Below are 25,189 nucleotides of genomic sequence, written 5' to 3'. Positions count from 1 at the left end.
TGACCAATCAACCGTCGGTTTCCGTGACCCGCACCTGCCCTGCAGCGCATGCTGCAGCGATGCCTGCGTGTAGGAGGCGATCGGTGACCAAATGATCAACGATCGCGATCTCCGCGATCCGCACGGGCGCGGGTCGGCCGAATTTGGTCTGGTCACTTGCCAGGATCACGGTGCGCGCCTGCTCGATGATCGTCTGCGAGACGCGTACCTCGTCCATGTCGAAGTCGAGCAGCGTGCCCTCGCCGTCGATCGCGGAGGCGCCGATCAGCGCATAGTCGAGCTTGAATCCGCGCAGGAAGTCCATCGCGAGCGCGCCGACGACCGCGCGGTCGCTGGGGCGGACGCGGCCGCCGACGACCACCACTTCGATGGTCGGCACGCCGCCCAGGATGTCCGCCACGTTGAGGTTGTTGGTCACCACCAGCAGATGCCGATGCCGCACCAGCGCGCGGGCGATCGCCTCGGTCGTCGTGCCGATATTGATGAACAGGCTGGCGCCGTCGGGCACCAGCGCCGCCGCCGCCTCGCCGATCGCCGCCTTGGCGCCGGCCGCGACCTGGCGTCGCGCCTCGCGGTCCAGATTGTCGACGCCCGAAGTTACCACCGCGCCGCCGTGAACGCGCGAGAGCATCGCCTGTTTGGCAAGCTGGTTCAGATCGCGGCGGATCGTCTGCGGCGTCACCTCCAGCGCGGCAGCGAGCGCCTCGACACTGACGCTGCCGGTCTGCCGGGCAAGCTCGAGGATGCGCCGATGGCGCCCCGCGACCAGATCGGGCAGATCCTCGCCCATCAGGCCGTGCGCGCCATCTGCCGGGGTTCGCCCGCGAGATACTCCGCCAGTCGCTGCTCGGTCCCCGCCGGCACGTGCAGCCCCAGCTTGCTGCGCCGATAAAGGATGTCCTCGGCGGTGATCGCCCACTCGTGTGTGCGCAGGTACTCCACCTCGCGCAGCGTCAGCCCGCCGCCGAGATCGCCGCCCAGGTCGAACGGCGTCATCGCGTTGCCGAGCAGCGCATCGACCCGGGTGCCATAAGCACGCGCCAGGCGCCGCAGCAGGTCCGCCGGCATGCAAGGCCGCGCGTGCTGCAGATTGGCAACGAAGCGATCGAAATCGCCGTCCGGCAGGTCGCCCCCCGGCAGCACCGCACCCGCCGTCCAGGCGCCGCGCGCCTCCGGAAAGAAGCGCCCCAGCTCGGCCATCGCATGCTCGGCGAGCTTGCGATAGGTGGTGATCTTGCCGCCGAAGATGCTCAGCATCGGCGCGCGATCCGCGTCGCCGTCGAGATCGAGGACGTAATCGCGCGTCACCGCCGAGGCGCTGCCCGCCTTGTCGTCATAGAGCGGTCGGATGCCGGCATAGCTCCACACCACGTCGCTCTCGCCCGGCGCATCGGCGAAATAGCGCGCCGCGGTGTCGAGCAGGTAGCGCGTCTCCTCGGCGCTGATCTGCGCCTTGCCCGGCGCGCCTTCCCACACCTCGTCGGTCGTACCGATCAGCGTGTACGCGCCCTCATACGGCACGGTGAAGACGATCCGGCGATCGGGGTTCTGCAGCATGAAGGCATGGTCGCCGGGATAGAGCTTCGGCACGACGAGGTGGCTGCCCTTCACCAGTCGCAGCCCGCGATCGGCGACCACGTCGGGCACGCGGCCCAGCACGTCCGCCACCCAGGGGCCCGCGGCATTGACCAGCGCCCGCGCGCGGACGACGCGTTCGCCGACCGCATCGGCGATCGTCGCGATCCAATCGGCGCCGTCACGCCGGGCGCCGAGCAGCGCAGTGCGTGTACGGATGTCCGCGCCCTTCTCCGCCGCGTCCACCGCGTTGAGCACCACCAGCCGGCTGTCCTCCACCCAGCAGTCCGAATAGACGAACGCCCTTCCCTGCGCCGTCTTCAGCCCGCGCCCGAACGGCGTGCGCGCGAGATCGATCGTGTCCGTGCCGGGCAGCTTCTTCCGCCCGCCGAGATGGTCGTAGAGGAACAGCCCCAGCCGCACCATCCAGGCCGGGCGCGGCGACTGGGTCTGCGGCAGCACGAAGCGCAGCGGCCAGATGATGTGCGGCGCCATGCCCCACAGCCGCTCGCGCTCGATCAGCGCCTCGCGCACCAGCCGGAACTCGCCATATTCGAGGTAGCGCAGGCCGCCATGGATCAGCTTGGTCGAGGCCGAGGAGGTATGGCTCGCCAGATCCTCCTTCTCGACGAGCAGCACCGAGAGGCCCCGCCCCGCCGCATCCCGCGCGATGCCGGCGCCGTTGATGCCGCCGCCCACCACCAGCAGATCGAAACGCTCCTCGGATACTGCGGCCGCCATGCTTCGCCTCATGTTCACTATTTTTCGTTTATTGCAGAAAACGAAAAGAACCGAAAGCGTTGACGGGCGAACGAAAATGCACGAGCGTCCGAACGAACATAAGGAGGGGCGTTGGTGAACCGGAATCACATTCTCGCGATCGATCAAGGCACCACCTCGACGCGCAGCGTGATCTTCGATTCGGCGGGCCGACGCGTCGCCACCGCCCAAACGGAGTTCGAACAACATTATCCCGACCAGGGGTGGGTCGAGCATGATCCCGAGACGATCTGGCAGGATGCGCTGACCACCGCGCGCGAGGCGCTGCTGAAGAGCGGTGTGGGCGTGGCGAGCATCGCCGCGATCGGGATCACCAACCAGCGCGAGACGACGATCGTGTGGGACCGCACCACGGGCGCGCCGATCCACCGCGCGATCGTCTGGCAGGACCGCCGCACCGCCGATCGCTGCCACGATCTGAAGGCCGAGGGCGTCGAAACCGAGGTGCGGGCGCGCACCGGGCTGCTGGTCGATCCCTATTTCTCGGCAACCAAGCTCGGCTGGATCCTCGATCATGTGCCGGGCGCGCGGGCAAGGGCCGAGCGCGGCGAGCTCGCCTTCGGCACGATCGACAGCTTCCTGCTCTGGCGGCTCACCAAGGGCGCGGTGCACGCGACCGACGTGACCAATGCGTCGCGCACCTCGCTGTGGAACATCCACACGGGCGAATGGGATGCGGAGCTGTGCCGCCTGTTCGGCATCCCCATGGCGCTGCTGCCGGCGGTGCACGACAATGCCCATGTCTATGGGATGACCGATCCCGAGTTTTTCGGCCTGCCGATCCCCATCGCCGGCATGGCGGGGGACCAGCAGGCGGCGCTGTTCGGGCAATGCTGCTTCGCGCCCGGCACCGCCAAGTCGACCTATGGCACCGGCTGCTTCCTGCTGCTCAACACCGGAGACAAGGCGGTCACGTCCGAGCACCGGATGCTGACCACCCCGGCCTATCGGGTGGGCGGTCGCACCGCCTATGCGCTGGAGGGCTCGATCTTCGTGGCGGGCGCGGCGATCAAGTGGCTGCGCGACGGCATCGGCGTGATCACCCATGCCCGCCAGACCAACGACATGGCGACGCGCGTGTCCGACAATCACGGCGTCTACATGGTGCCGGCGTTCGTCGGCCTCGGCGCGCCGCACTGGGATCCCGAGGCGCGCGGCGCGATCTTCGGGCTGACGCTCAGCGCCACCCAGGCCCATCTCGCCCGCGCCGCGCTCGAGGCGGTCGCCTATCAGACCTACGACCTGGTTGCGGCGATGGTGCAGGATGGCGGTACCCGGCCGGCGATGCTGCGCGTCGACGGCGGCATGGCGGCGAACGACTGGCTCTGCCGCTTCCTCGCGGACATCCTCGACGTCGCAGTGGAGCGGCCGGACGATCTGGAGACCACCGCGCGCGGCGCTGCCTTCCATGCCGGGCTGGCGGTGGGGCTGTGGTCGGGGCTGGACGAGCTCTCGGCGATCTGGTCGCGCCAGGCCTGTTTCGAGCCGGCGATGGCGGCCGGGCATCGCACCACCCTGCTCGCCGGCTGGCATGACGCGCTGCGGCGGACGCTGGGGTAACCACAACGTTTAGCCCCTCCCCTTCAGGGGAGGCGTTGGAGTGGGGCCGTCTCTCGTACAGACCAACGCACGTTCTGGAATCCCTCCACCCCCAACCCCTCCTCCAAGGAGGAGGGGCTCAACTGTTGTTTGGCCCCTTGCCTTTCCTCCCGCCTCAGCCTAACACTGAACCATATGGTTCAGTATAGCAGTGCCGCACTGGATGCCTCGTTCGCCGCGCTCTCCGATGCCACCCGGCGTGGCATACTGGAGCGGCTGGGGCGCGCGGAAAGTTCGGTCTCGGCGCTGGCCGACGCGTTCGACATGACCCTCACCGGCATGAAGAAGCATATCGGCGTGCTCGAACAGGCAGGTCTCGTCACCACCGAAAAGGTCGGGCGGGTGCGGACCTGCCGGCTGGGCGGTCGCGGGCTGATGGCGGAGGCGGCCTGGATCGAAGGGCTGCAGCAGCTGTGGGAAGCGCGGTTCGACGCGCTGGACGACATCGTAGAGGAACTCAAACGCAAGGAGCAGTAGGATGGGCCTGAGCATGCATGATTCCGCGACGTCGCGGACAAGCGTGGAGCGAACTTCGGACGTGGACCTCGTCGTCCGGCGAACCTTCGACGCTCCGGCCCGGCTCGTCTTCCAGGCGTGGAGCAACCCCGATCTGTTCCGTCGCTGGTGGGTGCTGAAGTCCGTGCCGATCGCCCTGCGCACCTGCGAGATGGATGTCCGCACCGGCGGCAGCTACCGTCTGGAATTCGGTGCCGACGACGGGCCGGTCCACGCGTTTTTCGGCCGCTATGTCGAGGTGGTACCAAACGAAAAGATCGTCTGGACCAACGAGGAGAGCACCGACGGCGCGCTGACCACGGTCACCTTCGAGGAAGCCGACGGCAAGACGGTGGTGACCTACCACGATCACCACGGATCGAAGGAGTCGCTCGACGAAGCGTTCGTCGGCATGGAAGGCGGAGTTGCCGAGCAGTTCGAGCAGCTGGCGGACGTGCTGGAAGCGTAGCCCACCAAAAGCCCCTCCTCGTTCGAGGAGGGGCTAGGGAGTGGCTCACAACGTCAGCGCGAACTTCAGCCCGAGCACGCCGACATCCTTCGCGCCCCGCACGCCGCCGGGCTGGTGAATCCACTGCACGTTGGGCTGCACCACCAGCCACTCCGTCGGCGAGACGCTGTAGTAGAGCTCGGCCGCATATTCGGCGTCGCGCGCCGGCTTGCCCGCGAGCCGATCCGCCGTCTCCATCCGGCCGTTGACGTTGGTCCGCGCCACCGCCAGGCCGATCACGTCGCCCGGCAGGCTCGGCGCGAGGCCCTTGTAGAACAGGCCGACCGACACCTGGTTGTCGGTCAGCGTCGTCGCCCGGTCCGCGAAGGTCACGTTGGCGAACATGCTGAAGCCGGTCAGCGACCGCCCGTCCTTCGAGGTACCGGTCAGCTGCTGCTGCACGCTGGCGAACACGCCGTAGCGGCTGGAGCGCTGGAGCGGCGCGAGCCCCGTCACCGCGCGCGGCTGGCGGTTGACGTCGAGCACCAGATCGTCGCCATCGGCGGTCGAGACCCAGCCGCCGAGCTTGTACGAGCCGACACGGCCCTCGTCGCCGCCGCGCGTCCAGCCGATCTCGGCGGGGACGAGCACGCCGGTCGCGCCCCTGAAATGGCCGATGAAGAAGGTGCTTTCCAGGTTGCGCGGGTTCACCTCATAGGCACCGCCCTGCACATAGACGCCGGGAGCGACGTCGACATGCACGTTCGCACCCCATTGGCTGACCGGCCAGTTGTACCAGTAATCCCCCGCCAGATTGCCCGGCTGCGCGCCGCAGAAGCTCAGATTCTGGAAATGGCAGGAAAAGACCGCGAAATCCTCGCCGGGATTGGTGCGGCCCAGCTTCACCTCCACCCTGTCGCCCAGCTTCTGCTGGAGCCACAGCTGGGTAACGCGTACCGTCTGCCCGCGGCCATAGACTTCCTGCACCTGCTGCAGCGCGCCCAGGCCGGCGGTGGTGGTCAGGTCGATGCCGCGCCGCCAGGTAACGGTTCCCTGCAGCGCCGCCCCGCTCCAGCCGACCAGCTTGTCGAGATCGAGCAGCGCACCGACGTCGAACTGGCCGGTCTCGGCAACCAGATCCCGCTCCCCTCCGGTGAAGTTGTAGGCGGTTTCCGAGGCATAGCGCGCCGACAGGCCGATGCCGCGTTCGCCCAGGCGCGTGCGGATCTTCTGCCAGTCGCCGATCAGCCCGGGCGGCGGCGCGCTCTGGGTGTCACCGGCCAGCGACGAGGGCGAGGGATCGCGCGGGTGGAGCATGTGGCTGCGCGCGCGGCGCTGGGTATCGGCGCGCGGGCCGGAGCCGGCATCCTGCTGGGTGGCATCGGGCTTGGGCTTGTCGATCTCGTCGGCCGGCGGCGGCGGTGCGCCGACATCGACCTGCTGCGCCAGCGCGGGCATGGCTGCGCCCACCACCATGATCGCGAGCAGGGCCCCCTGCCCCGCCCGCCAAGTCCCACGCTTCATCCCGAATCCCTTTTATGATTGCGGCGCATCAAAAGGCCGGCCGGCCATTTGGTTGCACACCGGCGCAAGCATTGTGCGCCCCGAGGGACGCCCGCCTGCGCGAGGACCGGCATCAAAAGCGGGTCTGGGCCCGCAGCGCAGCCCCTACCTTGGGTTAGGCAGCGATCCGCCCGCGGGCTTCGTCGCGGTCCGCGCAGACATCGAGGATCTTGAGGAACCCGCTGATCTCGAACAGCTCGCGTACCGCCGGCGACAGGCAGCACAGCAGCAGCCGCCCACCCGATCGCCTGGCGCGCTTGGCTGCCATCAGCACCACCCGAAGGCCGGCGCTGGAGATATAGGCGCGCTGTTCCAGATCCATCACCAGCACCACCGCCCCGGGGAACAGGCGCGGCTGCTCGCCAGCCTGCCGCACTACCTCGATGCGTTGCGCGAGGATGGCGACGCCGACGACCTGAGCGTGCAGGCCCGCTGCGAAGCGGACCGCACCGTCACACGCGAGTGCAACATGTTCCTGGCGGAACTCGCCGAGCGCTACACCAGCCGCGACGTTCTCGACCAGGCGCTGCGGCTGCGCGATCGCGCCGAGCTGATCGTGGCGCTCCAGACCTCGCTGGTCGAACTGGCGGAAAGCGCCGACGGTGCCGACTACGACAATGCCCGCACGCTGCTCCACAGCCTCACAGACGCTGGCGCGGGCGATGTAGGCCCGCTCAGCCGTGCAGCCGCAGCGCGTCCATGGTTCGGAGCCATTGCGGCAGCAGCACGTCGCCAGCCACGTGCTTCGCCCGGCCCAGCACTACACCCGCGCCCGCCCGCGCCTCGCTGGGAGTGATGCCGAACGCCGCCTTGAAGGCGCGCGAGAAGGTCGACCAGTCGCCGAAGCCCCAGCCATAGGCGATCTCCGCAATCGACTTGCCGCGCTGGGCCGGGTCGCCCAGATCGGTCAGCACCCGCTCCAGTCGCTGCCGCCGGATGAAGTCGCCCACGCTGCCGAGCGGCGCGAAGGCGCGGTACAGGGTGGCGCGCGACATGCCCATCGCCCGCGCGACCATTTCCGGCCCCAGCTCCGGATGGGCAAGATTGGCCCGGATGAACCGCTTGATCCGGAACAGCGCGGCAACTGCCACCGAGGCGCGCTGCCCGCCTTCCTGGGCACTGGGCGCGATCAACCCGCCCATCATCAGCCCGGTTGCGCGCGCGACCGCCAGCGCATCGTCAGCGCCCGCATGCGGTAGCCGCTCGACCAGCATCCTTGCATGTTCGCCCAGTAGCTGCGCCGCCAGCGTTTCGCGCCGGAGGACGTTCCCGTGCAGCCGGTCCAGCTTTGGCTCGTCCAGGCCCAGCGCGCCGTGATGCACGACCATGCTGATATTCTCGCACCCCTCGGTCCGGGTGGCGAAGGGGCGTGTCATGTCGGCGATGCAGATGTCGCCGGGCCGCGTAACCGTCGCCTCGCCGTCGTGCAGCCGCACGTCGCCGCCGCGGGTGATGATCTGTACCAGCACTGCCTCGACACCGGTCTGCGCCACCTTGCGCACGTCGCGGTCATACCGGAACGCCGCTCCCCACATGCGCGAGCGGCCGATCAACACCGGGCCGGCGTTGAACCCGTCCAGCCCGACGCTGAAATCCCCCTCCACCGCCTCACGCCGCGTGTCGAAGATCGGATCGACCGACTCGGCATAAACGTCGAAGCGCAGCTCGGGGGGAGCGTTGGAGACGTTGAAATAGGGCACGCCAGACGTTTCCGCCTGGACCCGTAGGTTACGCTGTTCCTGCACTGCCCCCATGTACGCCGCTTTCGTAACGCAAGCGTTGCGTTTTGAACAGGATCCTCGGCGCAGTCTGTCCCGATATCATGCAGGCGCAGCGAACGCCGCCGCCCGGCGTGTCACCTGGTGTTCGGGGCGGGGCCCGTGCTGGCGCGGCGGATCAGTTCATGCGCGAGCGTCAGTTGCCGCTCGGCGGGCTCCGAGCCGCGCAGGATGCCGACCAGCAGTTCGACCGCGCGTCGTCCGATCATCCCCTTAGGCTGGGCGATGGTCGTCAGCGCCGGATGGAAGAATCGGGCGAGCGGCAGGTCGTCGAAGCCGATCACCGAGACATCGTCGGGACAGGACAGCCCCGCCGCCCCCACTGCGCTGATCGCCCCCAGCGCCATTTCGTCGCTGAAGCAGAACAGCGCGGTCACGCCCTCCGAAATCAGCGTCCGGGCAGCGCGGTGGGCGGAATCGGCCCCATAGTCGCCCTCGCGAAGGTGCAGCCGGTCCTTGAGGCCGTGCCGCTCCGCTGCTCGCAGCGCGCCAGCCAGGCGGTCACGGCTGATCGGGCTGATCGGCGGCCCGGTGATCACACCGATCTCGCGGTGACCGAGTTCGACCAGGTGCTCGATCGCATCGGCGCTGCCCGCCGCATTGTCGATATGGACGCTCGGCACCCCGATTTCCGGGCTGTATTCGCAGCCGTTGACGACCGGCGCCGAGGCACCCTGCCGCGCGACCAGCGCCTCCAGGCTCGCGGGCAGCCGGTGGCCGAGAAAGACGAGCCCGTCGACTTCGCGCCGGGACAGCATCTCGGCATATTGATCCTCGACCTCGGGATCATGCCGCGTGTCGCCTAGCACCACCGCATAGCCGGCATCGCGCGCCGCTTCCTCGGCGCCGCGGATGACGCTGGCGAAGAAGGGATTGGAGATGTCCGGCACCGTCAGCAGGATCTTGGCGGCGCGCAGCGTCCGCAGCGAACGCGCCGCGACGTTGGGCCGGTAATCGAGCGCCTCGACCACCTCCATCACCTTGGCGCGTGTCGCCTCCGCCACCCGCCCGGGTTGGCTGAGCACGCGGGAAACCGTGGCGGTGGAAACGCCCGCGGCCGCGGCGACTTCGATAATCGTAGCCATGCAGATATCCTTGTCGCGTGCGGCGAGCCGTGTCGAGCCCTGCCAATGTAATCCTTTACATCATTACTCCGTGTGCATAGGCTGCGATTCGAACAGCGGCAAAGCCGCATCCGGGGGAGAGGAAGCGAATGGCCGCTGCTGAAGGGATCGCCATGAACAGCACGCAATCCGTATCGGGATTGCTCACGGGGCGCCTCAGCGCGCTGATGTTCATGCAGTTCTTCGTATGGGGCGCGTGGAACGTCACGCTGGGTCTGGTGATGCAGACCGTCGGCGTGGGCAGCCTGATCGCCAACGCCTTTTCGGTCGGCCCGATCGCCTCGATCGTCGGCTCGTTCCTGCTCGGCATGGCGGCGGCACGGTTCCTCAGCCCCAAGATGCTGATGGTGGTGCTGCACCTCGTCGGCGGCGTGCTGCTCTTCCTCCTCCCCACGCTGCTCACGCCCGAGCATGGCGCCAGTTTCGTCTGGCTGCTACTCGGCTACATGATCCTCTACATGCCGACGGTGGGCCTTGCGAACACGATCGCGCTCAAGAGCTTCGGCGAGCGGGTCGATCGCTTCCCCTTCGTCCGCGCGTTCGGCACGCTGGGGTGGATCGTCGCGGGGCTGCTCATCGGCTGGGCGGGCCTGTCGGCCAGCCCGCACATCTTCGAGGCGGCGGGCGTCGTCTCGCTCGCGCTGGGCCTCTACAGCATCACCCTGCCGAACGTTCAGCCCGATGCCCCGCAGGGCAAGAGCCTGGTCGCGGAGGTGTTCTGCACCGAAGCCTTCGGCCTGATGCGCAACCGCTCGTTCCTGGTCTTCATCCTCTGCGCGACGCTGATCTCGATCCCGCTGGCGATGTATTACGCCTATGCCTCGCCCTATGTCGGCGTGGTGGGGATCGAGAATGTCGGCGGCACGCTGGCGATCGGCCAGATGTCCGAGCTGGTCTTCATGTTCTCGATGCCCTTTCTGTATCGCCGCTTCGGAGTGAAGCCGCTGCTGCTCGTCGGCATGATCGCCTGGGCGCTGCGTTACGCGCTGTTCGCGATCGGCGACGGCGGCGCGGGCATCTGGGCGATCTATCTCGGCGTCGCACTGCACGGCGTGTGCTACGACTTCTTCTTCGTCGCCGGCGCGATCTATACCGGCACCATCGCCACGCCCAAGGGCGTCAACGCCCAGGCGCAGGGGATGCTGACGCTGTTCACCTATGGCGTCGGCATGCTGCTCGGCTCGCAAATCGGCGGGCTGCTCTATGCCCAGCTGCCGGAAGGCGCGACCGTGGCCGACTGGCACCAGCTCTGGTGGTACCCGGCGATCGCCGCCGCGGTGATCGCTTTGCTCTTCCAGTTCACCTTCAAGAATCCCGCCAAGGAGGCGCACGCATGACCGCGATGCAGGGCCCGGGCATCTTCCTCGCCCAGTTTCTCGGCGACAAGGCGCCGTTCGACACGCTCGACCACATGGCCGAATGGGCTGCGGGCCTCGGTTATGAAGGCGTGCAGATCCCCTGCGATCCCCGCCTGATCGACCTTAAGCAGGCCGCCGAAAGCCAGGCCTATTGCGACGATCTCCGCGCCCGGCTCGACAAGTTCGGCATCCAGCCGACCGAGCTTTCCACGCACCTCCAGGGCCAGCTCGTCGCCGTGCACCCGGCCTATGACACGCTTTTCGACGGCTTTGCGCCCGCCGAGCTGCACGGCAAGCCCGCCGAGCGCCAGGCCTGGGCGGTCGAGCAGGTCAAGCTCGCCGCGCGCGCCAGCGGACGGCTGGGGCTGAAGGCGCATGCCACCTTCTCCGGCGCGCTCGCCTGGCCCTATGTCTATCCCTGGCCGCAGCGCCCGGCGGGCCTCGTCGAAGAGGCGTTCGCCGAACTCGCCCGCCGCTGGGTGCCCATCCTCGACATATTCGAGGAAGCCGGTGTCGACTGCGCCTTCGAGATCCATCCCGGCGAGGACATCCATGACGGCGCCAGCTGGGAGCGCTTCCTCGCGGCGGTCGACAACCATCCCCGCGCGCGCATCCTGTTCGATCCGTCGCACTATGTGCTGCAGCAGCTCGACTATCTCGACTTCATCGATCGCTACCACGACCGCATCTCGTGCTTCCATGTGAAGGACGCCGAGTTCAACCCGACCGGGCGCAGCGGCGTCTATGGCGGCTATGAGAGCTGGGTGAACCGCGCCGGCCGCTTCCGCTCGACCGGCGACGGCCAGGTCGACTTTATCGGCATCTTCAGCAAGCTCGCCCAGTACGGCTATCGCGGCTGGGCGGTGATCGAATGGGAATGCGCGCTGAAGAACAGCCAGGACGGCGCCCGCGAAGGCGCGCCGTTCATCCGCGACCATATCATCCGCGTCACCGAGCGCGCGTTCGACGATTTCGCCTCGAGCGGCGTCGACAAGGGCGCGATCCGCAATCTGCTTGGGCTGGGAAGCCAAGACGCATGATCCGGCACCCGTTGAAGCTCGGCATGGTCGGCGGCGGCGAAGGTGCGTTCATCGGCGCCGTCCACCGCATGGCCGCGGCGCTCGACGGCGACTGGCGGCTGGCGGCGGGCGCGTTCAGCACAGATGGCGGTAAAAACGCGCGGACCGGCGACCTGCTCGGGCTCGATCCGGCGCGGGTCTATGCAACCTATGACGCGCTGCTCGCGAGCGAAGCGGCGCTGCCGGAGAACGAGCGCATCGACGCAGTGGCGATCGTCACCCCGAACCATCTCCATGCCCCCGTTGCGATCGCTGCGCTGAACGCCGGCTTCCACGTCTTCTGCGAAAAGCCGATGGCGATGAACGGCGACGAGGCCCGCGCCATCGCTGCTGCCGCACAGGCAAGCGGCAAGCACTTCGGCCTCGCCTTCACCTATAGCGGCTATCCGCTGGTCGAGGAGGCGCGCGCCCGCGTCGCCCGCGGCGATTTCGGCGCGATCCGGCTCGTGCAGGTCGAGTATATCCAGGGCTGGCTGAGCGGCCCGCTCGATACCGAAGGCAACAAGCAGGCCGAATGGCGCACCGATCCGGCGCGCGCGGGCCTGGGCGGCTGCCTCGGCGACATCGGCACCCACGCCTTCCACCTCGCCGAACTGGTCTCCGGCCTGCGGGTCGACACGCTGTCCGCCGAACTCGCCACCCATGTCCCCGGCCGGCGGCTGGACGACGACGTCAGCGCGCTGCTCCGCTTCGAGGGCGGTGCGCGTGGCACCCTCAAGGCGACGCAGGTCGCCGCCGGCGAGGAAAACGGGCTCCGCCTGCGCATTCATGGCGAGCGCGGCGGTCTCGAATGGGCGCAGATGGAGCCGAACACGCTCACCCTGCGCTGGCTCGATCGCCCCGCGGAGATCCTGCGTGCAGGCGGGCCCGGCCTGGGGACGAGCACCAGTCCCCTGCTCCGTACACCGGCCGGACATCCGGAAGGCTATATCGAAGCTTTTGCAAATCTTTATCGTGGCTTCGCAGCCATTGTTCGCGGTGATTCGGCCGGCCAGGTGCCGGGCGTCGCGGATGGCCTGCGGACGATGGCCTTCGTCGAGGCGATGATCGCCAACGCAAAGGCCGACACCAAATGGACAGAGATCCTACTCGGAGAGCGTCAATGAAGTTCTGGATGGCACTTGCCGCAACCGCGGCGCTGACGGCGAGCGCGCCCGCCTGGGCGCAGACCGCCGCCCCGCCCGCCTTTGCGGCGTGCAAGGCGTGCCACACCGTCGAGAAGGGCGGGAAGAACGGCGTCGGCCCCAATCTGAACGGCGTGGTCGGCCGCCCGGCCGCCTCGGCACCGGGCTTCAACTATTCGACCGCGCTCAAGAATGCGAAGCTGTCCTGGGATCCCGCGACGCTCGACCAGTTCATCGCCGCGCCGATGAAGAAGGTGCCGGGCACGCGCATGCCGATCGGCATGGCCGATCCGGCGAAGCGCCAGCAGATCATCGCCTATCTGAAAGCGATGAGCGGCAAATGAGCGTGTCGCGCCGCACCGTTCTGGCAGGCGCCGCTGCGGCGCCGCTGGTGGCATCCTCCGCTGCGCGCGGCCAGTCGAACGCGGCGCGCTTCTCGCTCCATTACGCGCCGCACGAAGGCAGCTTCGCCAGCCGCGGCAACCGGCTGGAGCAGATCGCCTTCGCCGCCGACCAGGGCTTCACCGCCTGGGAAGACAATGAGGCGGCCGGCCGCAGCATCGACGAGCAGGTCGCGATGGCCAAGGCGCTGTCCAGCCGCGGCATGAAGATGGGGGTGTTCGTCGCCTCCATGCCGAAATGGGGGCAGTCGCGGCCGATCCTGGGTGCCAATGACGGTGCGGAACGCGAGGCGTTCCTGGCGGACATCCGCGCCTCGATCGATGTCGCCAAGCGGCTGAACGCGACGCGGATGACGGTGGTCACCGGCTTCCTCGATCCCAAGGTGCCGCTCGATATCCAGACCGCCCGCGTGATCGACGTGATGCGCCGCGCCGGCGACATCGTCGCGCCCCACGATATCGCAATGGTGATGGAGCCGCTCAACACCCGCACCAACCATCCGGGCGTCTACATGCAGAGCATCGCGCAAGGCTATGCCGTAGCACGCGGGGCGAACAGCCCGGGGGTGAAGATCCTCGCCGACCTCTACCACGAGCAGATCCAGTCCGGGAACCTGATCCCGACGCTCGACACCTGCTGGAACGAGATCGGCTATATCCAGTTCGGCGACAATCCCGGCCGCAACGAGCCGGGGACCGGCGAAGTGAACTTCACCAATATCGTCCGCTGGCTGCGCCAGCGCGCCTATGCCGGGGTGATCGGCATGGAACATGGCAATTCGATCAAGGGGCGAGCGGGCGAGGAACGGCTGATTGCCGCCTACCGCACCATCGACGCCGTCTGAGGGGAGAGAGAATCATGTCGAGACGCACAAGCGTGCTGCTCGCGGGTCTGGCGGTCCTCGCCGCGACGCCCGCAGCAGCGCAGGAGAAACCGGGGTTCAAGGATACGCCCATCCTGCCGGGCGGCGGGAACTGGCACGTCCATGACTCGGATCGGCCCTATCCCACCGTCGTCACCCCTGCCCCACAGCCGGGCGGCGCGCCCTCGGATGCGGTCGTGCTCTTCGATGGCCGCTCGCTCGATGCCTGGACCGCGCAGCGCACGCTGTGGCCGGTGGCGAACGGCGTGCTCACCGTGCCGAGCCGCGCCAGCAGCGGCGGCGAGAATGCGATGATCACCAGGCAGAGCTTCGGTGACGTCCAGCTTCACCTGGAGTTCCGCTCGCCCAACCCGCCTACCAAGAGCTCGCAGGATCGCGGCAACAGCGGCATCTGGTTCATGCAGCGCTACGAGATCCAGATCCTCGACGGCTATCAGAACCCGACCTATGCCGACGGTACGGTCGGTGGGGTCTATGGCTGGAAGCCGCCGCTGGTGAACCCGTCGCGCAAGCCCGGCGAGTGGCAGAGCTACGACATCGTCTTCGAGCGCCCGCGTTTCGCTACCGACGGCAAGCTGCTGCGCCCGGCCTATATCACCGCCTTCCTCAACGGGGTGCTGGTGCAGAACCACCAGGCGATGCTCGGCACCACCAACTGGCGCCACGTCGCCGAATATACCGCGCATGCCGATGCCCTGCCGATCCAGCTGCAGGACCACGACTCGCCGGTGTCGTTCCGCAACATCTGGGTGCGCCCGCTGCCCGAGGCGGCGATCGCGCAGGACCTTCCGGGAGACTGCAAATGACCATTGATCGTCGCGCCGCGCTCACCGGCGTGCTCGCCCTGTTCGGTGCGGGCGTGTTCGCTCCCATCGCCCGCGCCGCGCAGATGACCGCGACGCAGCTCATTCCCGAGGGTCCGCCCAGCGTGGCCGTGTTCAATCCGGCGCAGCGCGCGCTGATGACCGCGCTCAGCGAACGCGTGATCCCCACCACCGACACGCCGGGCGCGATCGCCGCGGGCGTCCCCGCCTTCATCGAGAAGCTGCTTGCCGACTGGGCGATGCCGGCGGACCGCGTGCCGATCCTCGCCGGGCTCGACGCGATCGAGGCGCGTGCCCAGCAGGACTATAAGGTCGCCGCCACCAAGGCCACGCCGGAGCAGCAGGATGCGCTGCTCACCCTGGCGATGAACGGCGAGATCGCGGGCGGCAAGACCTTCTTCGAGGCATTCCGCCAGCTGGTGATCACGGGGTATTACACCTCGGAAGTCGGGATCACCCAGGAACGCGAATATCTGCCGGTGCCGGGCGAATATAACGGCGCCTTCCCCTATTCCCAGGTCAACAAGGTGTACAGCGCATGATGATCACCCGTCGTACTCTGCTCGCCGGCGCCGGCGGCGTCACTGCCCTCGCGCTGATGGATCGCCTGATCCCGCAGGCCTTTGCCGCGCAGATCCCCGCGGTCGGCATCCAGCTCTACACCGTGCGCGACATCTTCCAGAAGGATCCGGCGGGCACGCTCGAGGCAATCGCCAGGATCGGCTATCGCGAGGTCGAGTTCGGCGGTGGCGGCTATGAGGCCATGGACCCGGCGATGCTCCGCGGCACGATGGACAAGGCCGGCCTGCGCTGCCCGTCGCTGCACATCGGCTATGACGCGCTGCTCGGCCAGTTCGACAAGTCGGTGGCGATGGCCCGCACGCTCGGCGCCAAGACCGTGGTGCTGCCCTACATGACCGACGAGCACCGCACCGAAGCGGGCTGGAACGCGGCGCTGCCGAACTTCACCAAGTTCGCGCGCGAACTGAAGCAGGCGGGCCTCGACTTCGCCTATCACAACCATGATTTCGAGTTCACCAACAAGCCCGGCGGCGTGAGCCTGTACGACCGGTTCCTCAAGGAAACCGATCCCGCGCTGGTGAAGATCGAGCTCGACCTCTATTGGGCGAAGCGCGCCGGCCAGGACCTCGCCGCGCTGGTCGACCGGCTGAACAAGCGGATCTATTCGTACCACGTCAAGGACATGCGCGCCGACGGCAGCATGGCGGCGGTGGGCACCGGCACGATCGACTTCGCGGCGCTGTTCAAGCGGCCGTCGAGCGCGCACGTCCGCCACTTCTATGTCGAGAATGATCAGGCGCCCGCGCCCTATCTTCCGGACATCACCACCAGCTTCAAGACGCTGCAAACGCTGCGCTTCTAACCATAACACTCCCTGGGAGAGGGAAATAAAATGGCTGCAACCAACAGGTTCGACGCGATCGTCATCGGCTCGGGCGTCAGCGGCGGCTTTGCCGCGAAGGAACTCACCGAGAAGGGACTTCGCGTCCTGATGCTCGATCGCGGCCGCATGGTCGAGCATGGCGAGGACTATCCGTACGACGGCAAGCCGGCCTATGACGTGCCCGCCCACAACATCATGCCCAAGCCGCTGCAGGAAAAAGATTATTTCATCGCCAAGCGCGGTTACGTCCAGCCCAGCAACATGGGCTTCTACAATAACGACCGCATGAACCCCTATGCCTTCGACGAGGGCAGCAAATTCTACTGGATCCGCCCCGGCGCGGTCGGCGGCAAGTCGCTGATCTGGGGCCGCTGGAGCTTCCGCTGGAGCCCGCAGGATTTCGAGGCGAACCAGCGCGAAGGGATCGATGGCGCCTGGCCGATCGGCTATGACGATCTCGCGCCGTGGTACGCCAAGGTCGAGGATTATATCGGAGTCTCGGGCTCGCGCGAAAACCTGCCCTATCTGCCGGACAGCAACTTCCAGCCGCCGATGCCGATGAACATCGCCGAGAAGTGGCTGAAGCAGCAGCTGGAAACCAAATTCCCCGGCCGCAAGCTGATCAACACCCGCCTCTCGAACATGACCGAGGACAAGCCCGACCAGGGCCGCACCAAGTGCCAGTTCCGCAACCAATGCGGCAATGGCTGTTCGTTCGGGGCCTATTTCTCCACCCAGGCGGTCACCCTCCCCGCCGCGCGCGCCACGGGCAAGCTGACGCTCCAGTCCGACGCGGTGGTCACCAATATCGAATATGACGCGGCGAAGAAGCGCGTGACCGGCGTCCGCTATGTCGATGCCAAGACCGGCCAGGCCCAGGTGGTGAACGCGGACCTGGTGTTCCTCTGCGCCTCGGCGATGGGATCGAACCAGATCCTGCTCAACTCGCGGCCCGCAGGCAGTGAGCGCAGCCATTTCGACAGCAGCGGCACGCTGGGCCGCTATGTGATGGACCACATCTTCCGCGTCGGCATCGACGGGGAGATCCCGGGCATGACCGACTTCATCGAATATGGCCGGCGGCCGGGCGGCGTCTACATCCCGCGCTTCCGCAACATCGGCGGCGAGGAAGGCGTCGGCTTCAAGCGCGGCTATGGCTATCAGGGCAGCGCCTGGCGCGTGCCGGCCGCGCCGGTGGGCTTCGGCGCATCGATGAAGCACGCCATGCGCCGCTACGGCCCGTGGCGGTTCAGCATGGGCGCGTTCGGCGAGTGCCTGCCCTACAAGGACAATCGCGTTTCGCTGCATGCCAGCAAGGTCGATCGCTTCGGGGTGCCGCTGATGCGCTTCGACGTGACCTTCCGCGAGAACGAGCTGAAGCTGATCGCCGATGCCAAGGTCCAGGGCGAAGCGATGCTGCGCGCGGCCGGCCTCGTCAACGTGACGAGCAACGAGGGCGAGCATGTGCCCGGCGACGCCATCCACGAGATGGGCGGCGCACGGATGGGCGCCGATCCGCGCAGTTCGGTGCTGAACGGCTTCAGCCAGGCGCATGACGCACCGAACCTGTACGTCACCGACGGCGCGCAGATGGCCTCGGCCTCGTGCGTCAACCCGTCGCTGACCTTCATGGCGCTGACGATGCGCGCCGCCGACCATGCCGTGAAGCAGCTGCGCGCCTGATCCGAAGTGGAGCGCGCCAGTGCCGGCGCGCTCCACTTCGGCTTGCGAGCCGGCCGCTTGCGACCGACTCAGCCCGCTCCCCCGCACCCGCGCCCGAACGGCTGTTCTTGCCGAACCCCGCCATTCCCACGTCCATGAGCAGACCGGGAGCCATGTGCCGGAAGACGGCCGTTCAGGAGCCTTGAAGGGCGTCCCGAGGAAGCAGCCCCCAGCGAACGGCGTCAAACTGATGGTGCGGATATCGGCGCAGCCATCGTTGACTCTAAAATCTACATATGTTGATATTTCTCCGCTGGCGTCAGCTTCCGGGGTATTCCCTATCGCGGATGGACGTCGCTGGAGATGCAGCAATGACCTACGCACGAATCGCCATGCTCGCGTTCTTGGCTGGCACGGCCGCCGCGGCTCCGGCGATGGCACAAGTCTCGCCCTTGCCTTGCCCGATGCCGAACCGCGATGCGGGCGGCCGCAGCAACATCCACACCCGCGCCGTCGAGACCAATTTGTTGTCGCCGGTGCGCGCGCCGGGGGACGCGCCGTCCAGCCTGGCAGCGCGCATGCGGCTATATGGCGTACCGGGGATCAGCGTCGCGGTCATCCACCGAGGCCGGATCGACTGGGCCCGCGGCTGGGGCGTGCGGGATACTGCCAGTTGCGCGCCCGTCACGCCGGAGACGGCGTTCCAAGCTGCGTCGATCAGCAAGGTCGCGACTGCCGTCGTCGCGCTCCGCATGGTGGAGCAGCACAAGCTGTCGCTCGACGGCGACATCAACCTGTCCTTGCGCGGCTGGCATCTCCCCGGCGACGCCCATCTGGCTCCGCAGGGAGTCACGCTGCGGCAATTGCTGAGCCACACGGCCGGGCTGGGCGTGCATGGCTTCGCCGGCTACCTGCCCGGAGCGCCCTTGCCGACGACGGTGCAGATCCTGGACGGCGTGGCCCCCGCCAACAGCATGGCGGTGCGCAGCGTGCTGCCGGCGGGCGCACAATTCCAGTATTCCGGCGGTGGCTATGTTCTCACGCAGCTCGCCCTGCAGGATGCGACCGGCCTGCCGTTCGCCGAACTGGTGCAGCGCGAGCTCCTGGGCCCGCTGCACATGACGCGGAGCGCCTTCGCGCAGCCGCCGTCGCCCGACATCCTTGCCGACATCGCCTTCGGCCATGTGGCGGGCCGCCCAGTTCCCGGCAACTATCATGTCTATCCCGAACTGGCGCCTGCAGGGCTTTGGACGAGCGCCGGCGATCTCGCACGCATGCTGATCGACCTTCAGGCGTCGGCCGCCGGCCAGCGGGGACATCGGCTGTCCCCGGCGATGGCGCGGGCGATGCTGACCCCGGTCAAAGACCATTGGGGACTGGGCGTCGAACTCTATACCACCGCGCCCAAACGCTTCGGGCACGACGGGGTCAACGAGGGCTTCCAGTCGTTCATGATCGCCTATGCCGAAAAGGGCGAAGGCATCGTCGCGCTCACCAATGGCGGACAGGGGCGGCGGCTGATCGACGAAGTCGTCCGCGCGGTGGCGACCGACTATGGCTGGACGGACATCGCGCCGCCGGCGGTGCCGGAAAAGCGGCTTCCGCTTGCGGTTTTGGCAAGGGCAGCGGGTCGGTTCGAGGGCGGGGGCCTTTCGGTGCGCCTGGAAGCCCGTCCCGACGGATTGTTCGCCGATGCGGGCGCGCCTAGCCCGGAGCGGCTGGCGGCGCTCTCGCCGACGCGGTTCTTCTCCCATGTGCTGGGCGTGGTGATCGCCTTCGATGCAGAGTATGCAAGCTTCACGATCGTCGAAGGCGGGCCGCCGATGCGCATGGTCCGCTCGACCGCAGCGCCGTCGGCGTCGGGCAAGGACCGTTGACGCAATCGACGCGGCGCCTGCGCTTGACTCTTAAATCTACATATGTTGGTATGGCGTCATGGTTCGTAAACGACAGCCCTCGAAGCAGATGTACCGCCTCCTCGAAGCGCTGTCGGAAGCGCGTGGCGAATGGCGGCATGGGTATGACCTGATGAAGGTCACCGGCCTGTTGTCCGGGACGCTGTATCCGCTGCTGATGCGGATGACGGAGCAGGGGCTCGTCGAGGCCGAGTGGCGCGAGCCCGCACAGCCCGGGCGTCCCGCGCGCCACGCCTATCGCCTGACCTCGGCAGGCGCCGCCCTCGCGCGCGACCTCGCCGGCAGCGCGCCGGGCCAACCGTTCAAGGGAGCGCTGGCATGAAGGCATTGTTCGCACGCGCGCTGCTGCGCCTGGCGGCCGCTTGCCTCGGCGAGCGCAAGCGCGACTGGGCCATGGCGATGGAGGCGGAACTGGAAACAGCGATGGCCGAAGGCGCACCGGTGCAGTTCGCATTCGGGTGCCTTCTCGCCGCAGGGCGCGGCCTGTTCGCGGCCGAGGAAGGACAATTCGTCCTCACCAGCTATGCCGTGGCGATCGGGGTGCTGCTGCCCATGGCCGCGCTGCAGATCGGCTGCGCGCTGTTCGGGTTGCCCTATCTCTATCCCGGCCGGCACGGGCTGGGCGGCGCGATGATCGACGGCGGTCTGCAGGAGAGCCTGCTGCGCGGTGTCTATCAGGCAGCGATCCCGTCGCTGGCGCTGCTGCAGCTATTGATCGGTTTGGGGCACCTGCGGATCGCCTGGGTGGTTCTGGAACGCGATTGGGCGGCAGCACTTCGCTGGGGCAGCCTGAGCCTGGCCGCATCGGCGACGCTGGTGATGTTCATGAGCGTGTTGTTCATCGATGGCCGGCAGGCGCTGCTCCAGGGCGCGGTGCTCGCGATCGAGCTGGCGATCATCGCCAGCGTGGCGCGCTGGCACGCGCATTTCTCGCCCGGTCCGGCGCCCAATCCGGCGCGGTAACCGCGTCGTACGGCAACAGAGTTCGAGACGTTCTTCGGGTGCACCGCCCCGGAGCGTGAGGCCGCATGGCCGCAAGCGGTGCCGTGAAGCGACGCGTTCGTCGCCGCGGAAGCCCCGCCGCACCCTCGGGGCAAGGAGAAGACGTATGCGAACCGCAGTCCTGCGTTCCATCCTGCGCTGTTCGGCGACAGCCTTGTTCGTGATGTCCGCCATGCCGGCCGTCGCGGGGCCGGAGGATACCACCGCCGCCGGCCGGTCCCCCTTCCTCGGGACCTGGGAGCTGGACCTCAGCCGCATGCCGGCCAACTATGGTCCCCCGCCCCGCCGCGTCCTCTACACTTTCGAGGATGCCGGCGCCGGCCACTGGCGGACAACCGTCGACATCACCGCGCCGGACGGCAGCGTCCGCCACATGACGGTACGCTATGCGCGCGACGGATTGGCGTCGGCAGGCGAAGGCGATCTGTCGGAAGCGGACAGCGCCGCGATCAACCAGCCCGCGCCCAACGTGCTGGTCATGAGCCTTTCGAAGAACAAGATGCTGGGCTCGGTGCGGGTATATGCGGTGTCGTTGGACGGCAAGGAAATGACCGAATCTGCCGCTGCGGCGGACTCGGGCGGAGCGCCCTTCGTCAGGAACTTCCATTTCCGCCGCCTGAGGTGAGCCGGCCGCTTGGCCGCGGACGGACGTAACCCCGCCCCGGCCTGATCGGCCAGGCGGAACCGTGGCCGTCGCCCTTCGGCGCGATCAACGCCAATCCTCCTATAGCGGAGACAATCATGAAGTTGTTGGTGCTCCTCAGCGCCGCGCTGCTGCCGGCTTGCGCCAGCGGCACGTCGGCGATGGCATTCCCGCCGCGCATGACAGTCGCCTATCGCGATCTGCGGCTTGATACCGCAGACGATCGCGCCAGGCTGGTACGCCGGGTCGAACGTGCTGCTGCCGCCTTTTGCGAGGCCTACGACCCGATGGACCCGGAGACGAGGTTCGATGCGCGGCTGGCGAGCGGGCGGCACTGCCCCGGCGCCGCCGCTATCCTGCTGGCACAGCATATGCCTGCGGCCGTCCGAAGGGCGTATCGCGCAGGGCGTCGAGAACAAGATGGAAGCCGAATGCCGGTGTTGCGCAAACCGAATTAGCCCGCCCTCGACCGCGCCCGTCCAGGAGCAGAAGCCGCCACGACAGTGCCGGCTTTCCGCTGCTCAGGGGCGGACAAGCGCCTGCCGACAGCGATCATCGGCAGCGCTGAACCATCGCGACGGCGTTCGATCGCGTGCCCGCCGGGCGGCTGGGCGGCCGGGCGGCGCCATGGTCCTTCGATATTCGTGCCTGGGGTGATCCCGCATCCCGGTCCCCGCATCACCCTGGCCGCTAGTCGCGCCGATCCTAAGCGTCACCTGCGCCAAGACGACTGGATGCGAGCCATGTTTCTGCAACGCGCCATGCCCGCTCATCGTCCACATCGATCCATTCAAGATCGCTGCAATCCCTGATGCCAGCGGCCCGCTCGGATGCCAGGCGCCGCATCCCTTCGGTGAGAGAGGGCCTTTCCAATCCGCGGAGTGCATCGAAGAGGCCCTTGCCGACAGCGAAGACGCCGGTATCGAAGCAATCATAGAGCGCCAGGCCCTTGCCGATGCCGACCACGCGGTCGCCGTCCGTCTGAACGCACGTCACATCGTCAAGATCGATCCAATCATTATCGAGCCGACGGTCGATCCCGAGCGACGCACCGCCGCCCGTATCCGTGCCGGCCATTCGCCGATAGAATTGGGGTTCGACCAGATGGTCGCACATCGCAAGGATCGCCTCGGCACCGCCTAGCAGCGGCTCTGCTGCGAGCAGCGACGAGCCGTTGGGATGCCGATGATCTTCTACCCGTACGGTCTCGACGATGATCGGCCAGTCTTGCGCCGCGACGTAGGATTCGATCGTCTCTGCCTCATAGCCGACGACCACGACTGCCCGCGCCAGCCCTGCCTGCGCCATGCCGAACACGGCATGGGCAAGCAGTGTCCGCCCGTCAACGAGGCAGAGCGGCTTGAGCGGGGCGACAGCGCGAAGGCGCGAGCCTTCGCCTGCCGCGAGAACAATGCCGGTTTCGATCATTCCGCCGCAATGGCAATGAAATCATCGACCGCGCGCGCCGCCAGATCATCGGTCATCTGAAAACGCGGATGCTTGCAGAAATAGGCAGATGCCGCATCAATCGGCCCCGCCAGACCGCGATCCTTCGCCAGCTTGGCGCACCGGATCATGTCGATGGCGACGCCCGCACTGTTGGGGCTGTCCTCGACGGAAAGGCGCAACTCGAGGTTCATCGGCACACCGCCGAACATGGTCCCTTCCATCCGCAGGAAGCAGACCTTGTTGTCGTTCTGCCAAGGCACATAGTCGGACGGGCCGATATGCACATTTTCGTCTTCCAGACGCTCCGCAGCGACCGACTGCACCGCCTCGGTCTTCGAGATTTTCTTGGAGGCGAGACGGCGATGATTGGACATGTTGAGGAAGTCGGTGTTGCCACCGGTGTTGAGCTGATAGGTTCGCTCCAGCTTCACGCCCCGCTTGGCGAACAGGTCGGTCAGCACGCGATGCACGATGGTGGCACCGAGCTGCGCCTTGATGTCGTCGCCAATGATCGGCACGCCGGCCTTGGTGAAGCGTTCCGCCCATACGGGGTCGCTCGCGATGAACACCGGAATATTGTTGACGAATGCCACACCCGCCTCGAGCGCGCATTCGGCGTAGAACTCGCTGGCGGCCTGCGAACCCACCGGCAGATAGTTCATCAGCACGTCGGCCTTGGTCTCGCGCAGAGCGGCAACCACTTCCGCCTTGGAGGCCTCCTTCTCGCGGGCAAGCAGGAAGGTCCGGTTATCGTCATAATCCGACATGTGTTCGGCGACGCCGTCAAGAATATGCCCCATCTGCACCTTCGTTCCCGTGGGGGGAACGGTTTCGCAAAAGATGGCGGTGCAATTCGGCTTCGCGAAAATCGCCTCGGACACGTCCTTGCCGACTTTCCGCTGATCAACGTCCCAGGCCGCTACGACGCGGATATCGTTCGGCTTGTAACCGCCTAGGTCCCAATGCATGAGCCCGACTGTCTCATTTGCACCTTCGCGATAATAGGAAAGGCCCTGCACGAGAGAGCTGGCACAATTTCCCACCCCGACGATGGCAATGTTAATGGCCGGCATTACTTGTTACTTCCTTTGATTTGTTGGAAACTATCCTCCGGCACTGTTCTTAGGCGATTCTCGACGATGCGGTGCTGGAAAAGTCCGAAGATGAGGATGATGTTCAGTGGGACGAGTTCGAACCACCAGAACAGGCGTGGATTGCCTGCAAAGCAGGCAAGGAAAATCGCATAGACCCGCACATTGGCGGACAACAGGCTCATCAGCCGCATCGGCCTAGCAGCCAGGGCGCCATAGGTTGCCGCAAGGTCGGAGGGAGCGTGGTGATGCGCCAGCGCGTCATCAAACCGAGCGGCGACGCGATCCAGCATTCCCCAGCCATAATCATAGAGTTGAACGAGCGGGTTGCGGCTGGGGGCAGGACGGGCGATCATCGCCACCGCCTTGCAACGCCGGTGAAAGCGGGCGCGCTCGCTCTCGTACAGGTTGGACTGAACCATATGGGCAACGCCCGCGGCGACCGCCAGTGCCCAGCCTTCCAATGTGCCGATCGACAGGGCCAGCGACACATAGATCAGGATGAAAACGCCATGGTCGCACAACCCATCCAGCACGCGCCCCAGCGGACTGGCGGTGCCCGTGGCCCGCGCGATCATCCCGTCCAACCCGTCAGCGACAAGCCAGCCGACGGACAGCAGCAAGCCGACAATGGCAAAAGCCCAGATTTTCCACTGGGTGTAGGCGAGCGCCGCCGACAGGCCAAGGGCCAGCCCGGCCAAAGAGACCGCATTGGCGGAGATTCCGCGCTTGAGGAACCAGGGCAGAAGGCGGCGTGCCGCTGGATGTATAATCCAGAGATTTGTCGGATCTTCTATCCGACGGTCGCGTGACAGGTCGGGGATGGAAAGCGTCATGAAGCCGTAATCTACGGATTATGGTGTCCGGTTGGCAAGCGATTTGCAGAGGGCCTGCCAGCCGCCGGTCCAGACCGGTGGTTGTGGCGATGGGCTGCATCCGGCGCCCTCATGGCAGCGAATTGGCGGTGACTCTCGCCGGGGTTTGCTGAT

Annotated in this window: 26 protein-coding genes; 17 read left to right on the top strand and 9 right to left on the bottom strand. The window is 67.1% G+C overall.

The window, feature by feature from the left end; genetic code table 11:
* Nucleotides 1-7: 7 nt before the first annotated feature.
* Both SPI01S_RS11850 and SPI01S_RS11845 read right to left on the bottom strand, forming a co-directional pair.
* Nucleotides 8-790 carry a DeoR/GlpR family DNA-binding transcription regulator gene (locus SPI01S_RS11850; protein ID WP_066722397.1) on the bottom strand — a complete coding sequence of 261 codons (783 nt, stop codon included), beginning with the start codon at nucleotides 788-790 and terminating at the stop codon, nucleotides 8-10.
* Complete coding sequence (locus SPI01S_RS11845; protein WP_084253426.1) at nucleotides 790-2,316, bottom strand: glycerol-3-phosphate dehydrogenase; 1,527 nt, start codon at nucleotides 2,314-2,316, stop codon at nucleotides 790-792. The genes SPI01S_RS11850 and SPI01S_RS11845 overlap by 1 nt, the downstream gene beginning before the upstream one ends.
* Before the next feature lie 114 nt (nucleotides 2,317-2,430).
* On the opposite strand from SPI01S_RS11845, the gene glpK reads away from it, so the two are divergent.
* The 3 genes from glpK to SPI01S_RS11830 all read left to right on the top strand — a co-directional run bounded on the left by glpK (nucleotide 2,431) and on the right by SPI01S_RS11830 (nucleotide 4,918).
* Nucleotides 2,431-3,915 carry a glycerol kinase GlpK gene (glpK, locus tag SPI01S_RS11840; RefSeq protein WP_066722396.1) on the top strand — a complete coding sequence of 495 codons (1,485 nt, stop codon included), beginning with the start codon at nucleotides 2,431-2,433 and terminating at the stop codon, nucleotides 3,913-3,915.
* Between the two features lie 174 nt (nucleotides 3,916-4,089).
* Complete coding sequence (locus SPI01S_RS11835; RefSeq protein ID WP_066722394.1) at nucleotides 4,090-4,431, top strand: ArsR/SmtB family transcription factor; 342 nt, start codon at nucleotides 4,090-4,092, stop codon at nucleotides 4,429-4,431.
* A gap of 1 nt (nucleotide 4,432) precedes the next feature.
* On the top strand, nucleotides 4,433-4,918 hold the full coding sequence (locus SPI01S_RS11830) for an SRPBCC domain-containing protein (RefSeq protein ID WP_066722391.1): 486 nt from the start codon (nucleotides 4,433-4,435) through the stop codon (nucleotides 4,916-4,918).
* Nucleotides 4,919-4,963: 45 nt separating this feature from the next.
* Here SPI01S_RS11830 and SPI01S_RS11825 read toward each other — a convergent pair whose 3' ends face one another.
* The 4 genes from SPI01S_RS11825 to SPI01S_RS11810 form a co-directional block, all read right to left on the bottom strand.
* Complete coding sequence (locus tag SPI01S_RS11825) at nucleotides 4,964-6,421, bottom strand: carbohydrate porin (protein ID WP_066722389.1); 1,458 nt, start codon at nucleotides 6,419-6,421, stop codon at nucleotides 4,964-4,966.
* Nucleotides 6,422-6,575: 154 nt separating this feature from the next.
* On the bottom strand, nucleotides 6,576-7,097 hold the full coding sequence (locus SPI01S_RS23040; protein WP_066722387.1) for an STAS domain-containing protein: 522 nt from the start codon (nucleotides 7,095-7,097) through the stop codon (nucleotides 6,576-6,578).
* A gap of 37 nt (nucleotides 7,098-7,134) precedes the next feature.
* Complete coding sequence (locus SPI01S_RS11815; protein ID WP_084253425.1) at nucleotides 7,135-8,214, bottom strand: helix-turn-helix domain-containing protein; 1,080 nt, start codon at nucleotides 8,212-8,214, stop codon at nucleotides 7,135-7,137.
* Nucleotides 8,215-8,315: 101 nt separating this feature from the next.
* A complete protein-coding gene (locus SPI01S_RS11810; RefSeq protein WP_066722383.1) occupies nucleotides 8,316-9,323 on the bottom strand; it encodes a LacI family DNA-binding transcriptional regulator in 1,008 nt (335 codons plus the stop codon).
* Between the two features lie 128 nt (nucleotides 9,324-9,451).
* Between SPI01S_RS11810 and SPI01S_RS11805 the strand changes: the two genes are divergently transcribed.
* From SPI01S_RS11805 to SPI01S_RS11740, 14 genes are all read left to right on the top strand, one after another.
* Entirely contained in the window at nucleotides 9,452-10,699 is a 1,248-nt protein-coding gene (locus SPI01S_RS11805; protein ID WP_245653568.1) for an MFS transporter, read from the top strand.
* Nucleotides 10,696-11,760 (top strand): sugar phosphate isomerase/epimerase family protein, encoded by a 1,065-nt coding sequence (locus SPI01S_RS11800; protein ID WP_066722381.1) that lies wholly within the window; start codon nucleotides 10,696-10,698, stop codon nucleotides 11,758-11,760. Before SPI01S_RS11805 ends, SPI01S_RS11800 begins: the two co-directional genes overlap by 4 nt.
* Nucleotides 11,757-12,905 (top strand): Gfo/Idh/MocA family protein, encoded by a 1,149-nt coding sequence (locus tag SPI01S_RS11795; RefSeq protein WP_066722379.1) that lies wholly within the window; start codon nucleotides 11,757-11,759, stop codon nucleotides 12,903-12,905. Before SPI01S_RS11800 ends, SPI01S_RS11795 begins: the two co-directional genes overlap by 4 nt.
* Complete coding sequence (locus SPI01S_RS11790) at nucleotides 12,902-13,267, top strand: c-type cytochrome (protein WP_066722377.1); 366 nt, start codon at nucleotides 12,902-12,904, stop codon at nucleotides 13,265-13,267. Before SPI01S_RS11795 ends, SPI01S_RS11790 begins: the two co-directional genes overlap by 4 nt.
* Nucleotides 13,264-14,169 carry a hydroxypyruvate isomerase family protein gene (locus SPI01S_RS11785; protein WP_066722375.1) on the top strand — a complete coding sequence of 302 codons (906 nt, stop codon included), beginning with the start codon at nucleotides 13,264-13,266 and terminating at the stop codon, nucleotides 14,167-14,169. Before SPI01S_RS11790 ends, SPI01S_RS11785 begins: the two co-directional genes overlap by 4 nt.
* A gap of 14 nt (nucleotides 14,170-14,183) precedes the next feature.
* A complete protein-coding gene (locus SPI01S_RS11780) occupies nucleotides 14,184-15,014 on the top strand; it encodes a 3-keto-disaccharide hydrolase (RefSeq protein ID WP_066722373.1) in 831 nt (276 codons plus the stop codon).
* Nucleotides 15,011-15,574 (top strand): gluconate 2-dehydrogenase subunit 3 family protein, encoded by a 564-nt coding sequence (locus SPI01S_RS11775; protein ID WP_066722371.1) that lies wholly within the window; start codon nucleotides 15,011-15,013, stop codon nucleotides 15,572-15,574. The genes SPI01S_RS11780 and SPI01S_RS11775 overlap by 4 nt, the downstream gene beginning before the upstream one ends.
* The gene (locus tag SPI01S_RS11770; protein ID WP_066722369.1) at nucleotides 15,571-16,416 is read left to right on the top strand and encodes a sugar phosphate isomerase/epimerase family protein; all 846 of its coding nucleotides are present in this window, start codon (nucleotides 15,571-15,573) and stop codon (nucleotides 16,414-16,416) included. Before SPI01S_RS11775 ends, SPI01S_RS11770 begins: the two co-directional genes overlap by 4 nt.
* 30 nt (nucleotides 16,417-16,446) lie before the next feature.
* Nucleotides 16,447-18,120, top strand: a complete 1,674-nt coding sequence (locus SPI01S_RS11765) for a GMC family oxidoreductase (RefSeq protein WP_066722364.1) — start codon at nucleotides 16,447-16,449, stop codon at nucleotides 18,118-18,120.
* Between the two features lie 350 nt (nucleotides 18,121-18,470).
* Nucleotides 18,471-19,976: a serine hydrolase domain-containing protein gene (locus SPI01S_RS11760; RefSeq protein ID WP_218017605.1), complete on the top strand. Its 1,506-nt coding sequence runs from the start codon at nucleotides 18,471-18,473 to the stop codon at nucleotides 19,974-19,976.
* A 58-nt stretch (nucleotides 19,977-20,034) separates the two neighbouring features.
* Nucleotides 20,035-20,337 carry a PadR family transcriptional regulator gene (locus tag SPI01S_RS11755; RefSeq protein WP_245653567.1) on the top strand — a complete coding sequence of 101 codons (303 nt, stop codon included), beginning with the start codon at nucleotides 20,035-20,037 and terminating at the stop codon, nucleotides 20,335-20,337.
* The gene (locus SPI01S_RS11750; protein WP_066722358.1) at nucleotides 20,334-20,978 is read left to right on the top strand and encodes a hypothetical protein; all 645 of its coding nucleotides are present in this window, start codon (nucleotides 20,334-20,336) and stop codon (nucleotides 20,976-20,978) included. Before SPI01S_RS11755 ends, SPI01S_RS11750 begins: the two co-directional genes overlap by 4 nt.
* Nucleotides 20,979-21,123: 145 nt before the next feature.
* A complete protein-coding gene (locus tag SPI01S_RS11745) occupies nucleotides 21,124-21,642 on the top strand; it encodes a hypothetical protein (protein ID WP_245653566.1) in 519 nt (172 codons plus the stop codon).
* A 116-nt stretch (nucleotides 21,643-21,758) separates the two neighbouring features.
* Complete coding sequence (locus SPI01S_RS11740) at nucleotides 21,759-22,118, top strand: UrcA family protein (protein WP_084253423.1); 360 nt, start codon at nucleotides 21,759-21,761, stop codon at nucleotides 22,116-22,118.
* A 247-nt stretch (nucleotides 22,119-22,365) separates the two neighbouring features.
* Here SPI01S_RS11740 and SPI01S_RS11735 read toward each other — a convergent pair whose 3' ends face one another.
* The 3 genes from SPI01S_RS11735 to SPI01S_RS11725 are packed head-to-tail and all read right to left on the bottom strand — an operon-like array spanning nucleotide 22,366 to nucleotide 25,036.
* Nucleotides 22,366-23,088, bottom strand: a complete 723-nt coding sequence (locus tag SPI01S_RS11735) for a phosphocholine cytidylyltransferase family protein (RefSeq protein ID WP_066722356.1) — start codon at nucleotides 23,086-23,088, stop codon at nucleotides 22,366-22,368.
* Complete coding sequence (locus SPI01S_RS11730; RefSeq protein WP_066722355.1) at nucleotides 23,085-24,182, bottom strand: inositol-3-phosphate synthase; 1,098 nt, start codon at nucleotides 24,180-24,182, stop codon at nucleotides 23,085-23,087. The genes SPI01S_RS11735 and SPI01S_RS11730 overlap by 4 nt, the downstream gene beginning before the upstream one ends.
* Nucleotides 24,182-25,036 (bottom strand): CDP-alcohol phosphatidyltransferase family protein, encoded by an 855-nt coding sequence (locus tag SPI01S_RS11725; RefSeq protein ID WP_066722354.1) that lies wholly within the window; start codon nucleotides 25,034-25,036, stop codon nucleotides 24,182-24,184. The genes SPI01S_RS11730 and SPI01S_RS11725 overlap by 1 nt, the downstream gene beginning before the upstream one ends.
* Nucleotides 25,037-25,189 lie beyond the last annotated feature (153 nt).

The sequence above is a fragment of the Sphingomonas pituitosa NBRC 102491 genome (assembly GCF_001598435.1).
Lineage (GTDB): Bacteria > Pseudomonadota > Alphaproteobacteria > Sphingomonadales > Sphingomonadaceae > Sphingomonas > Sphingomonas pituitosa.
This window is presented reverse-complemented; position numbering and strand designations above follow the sequence as displayed.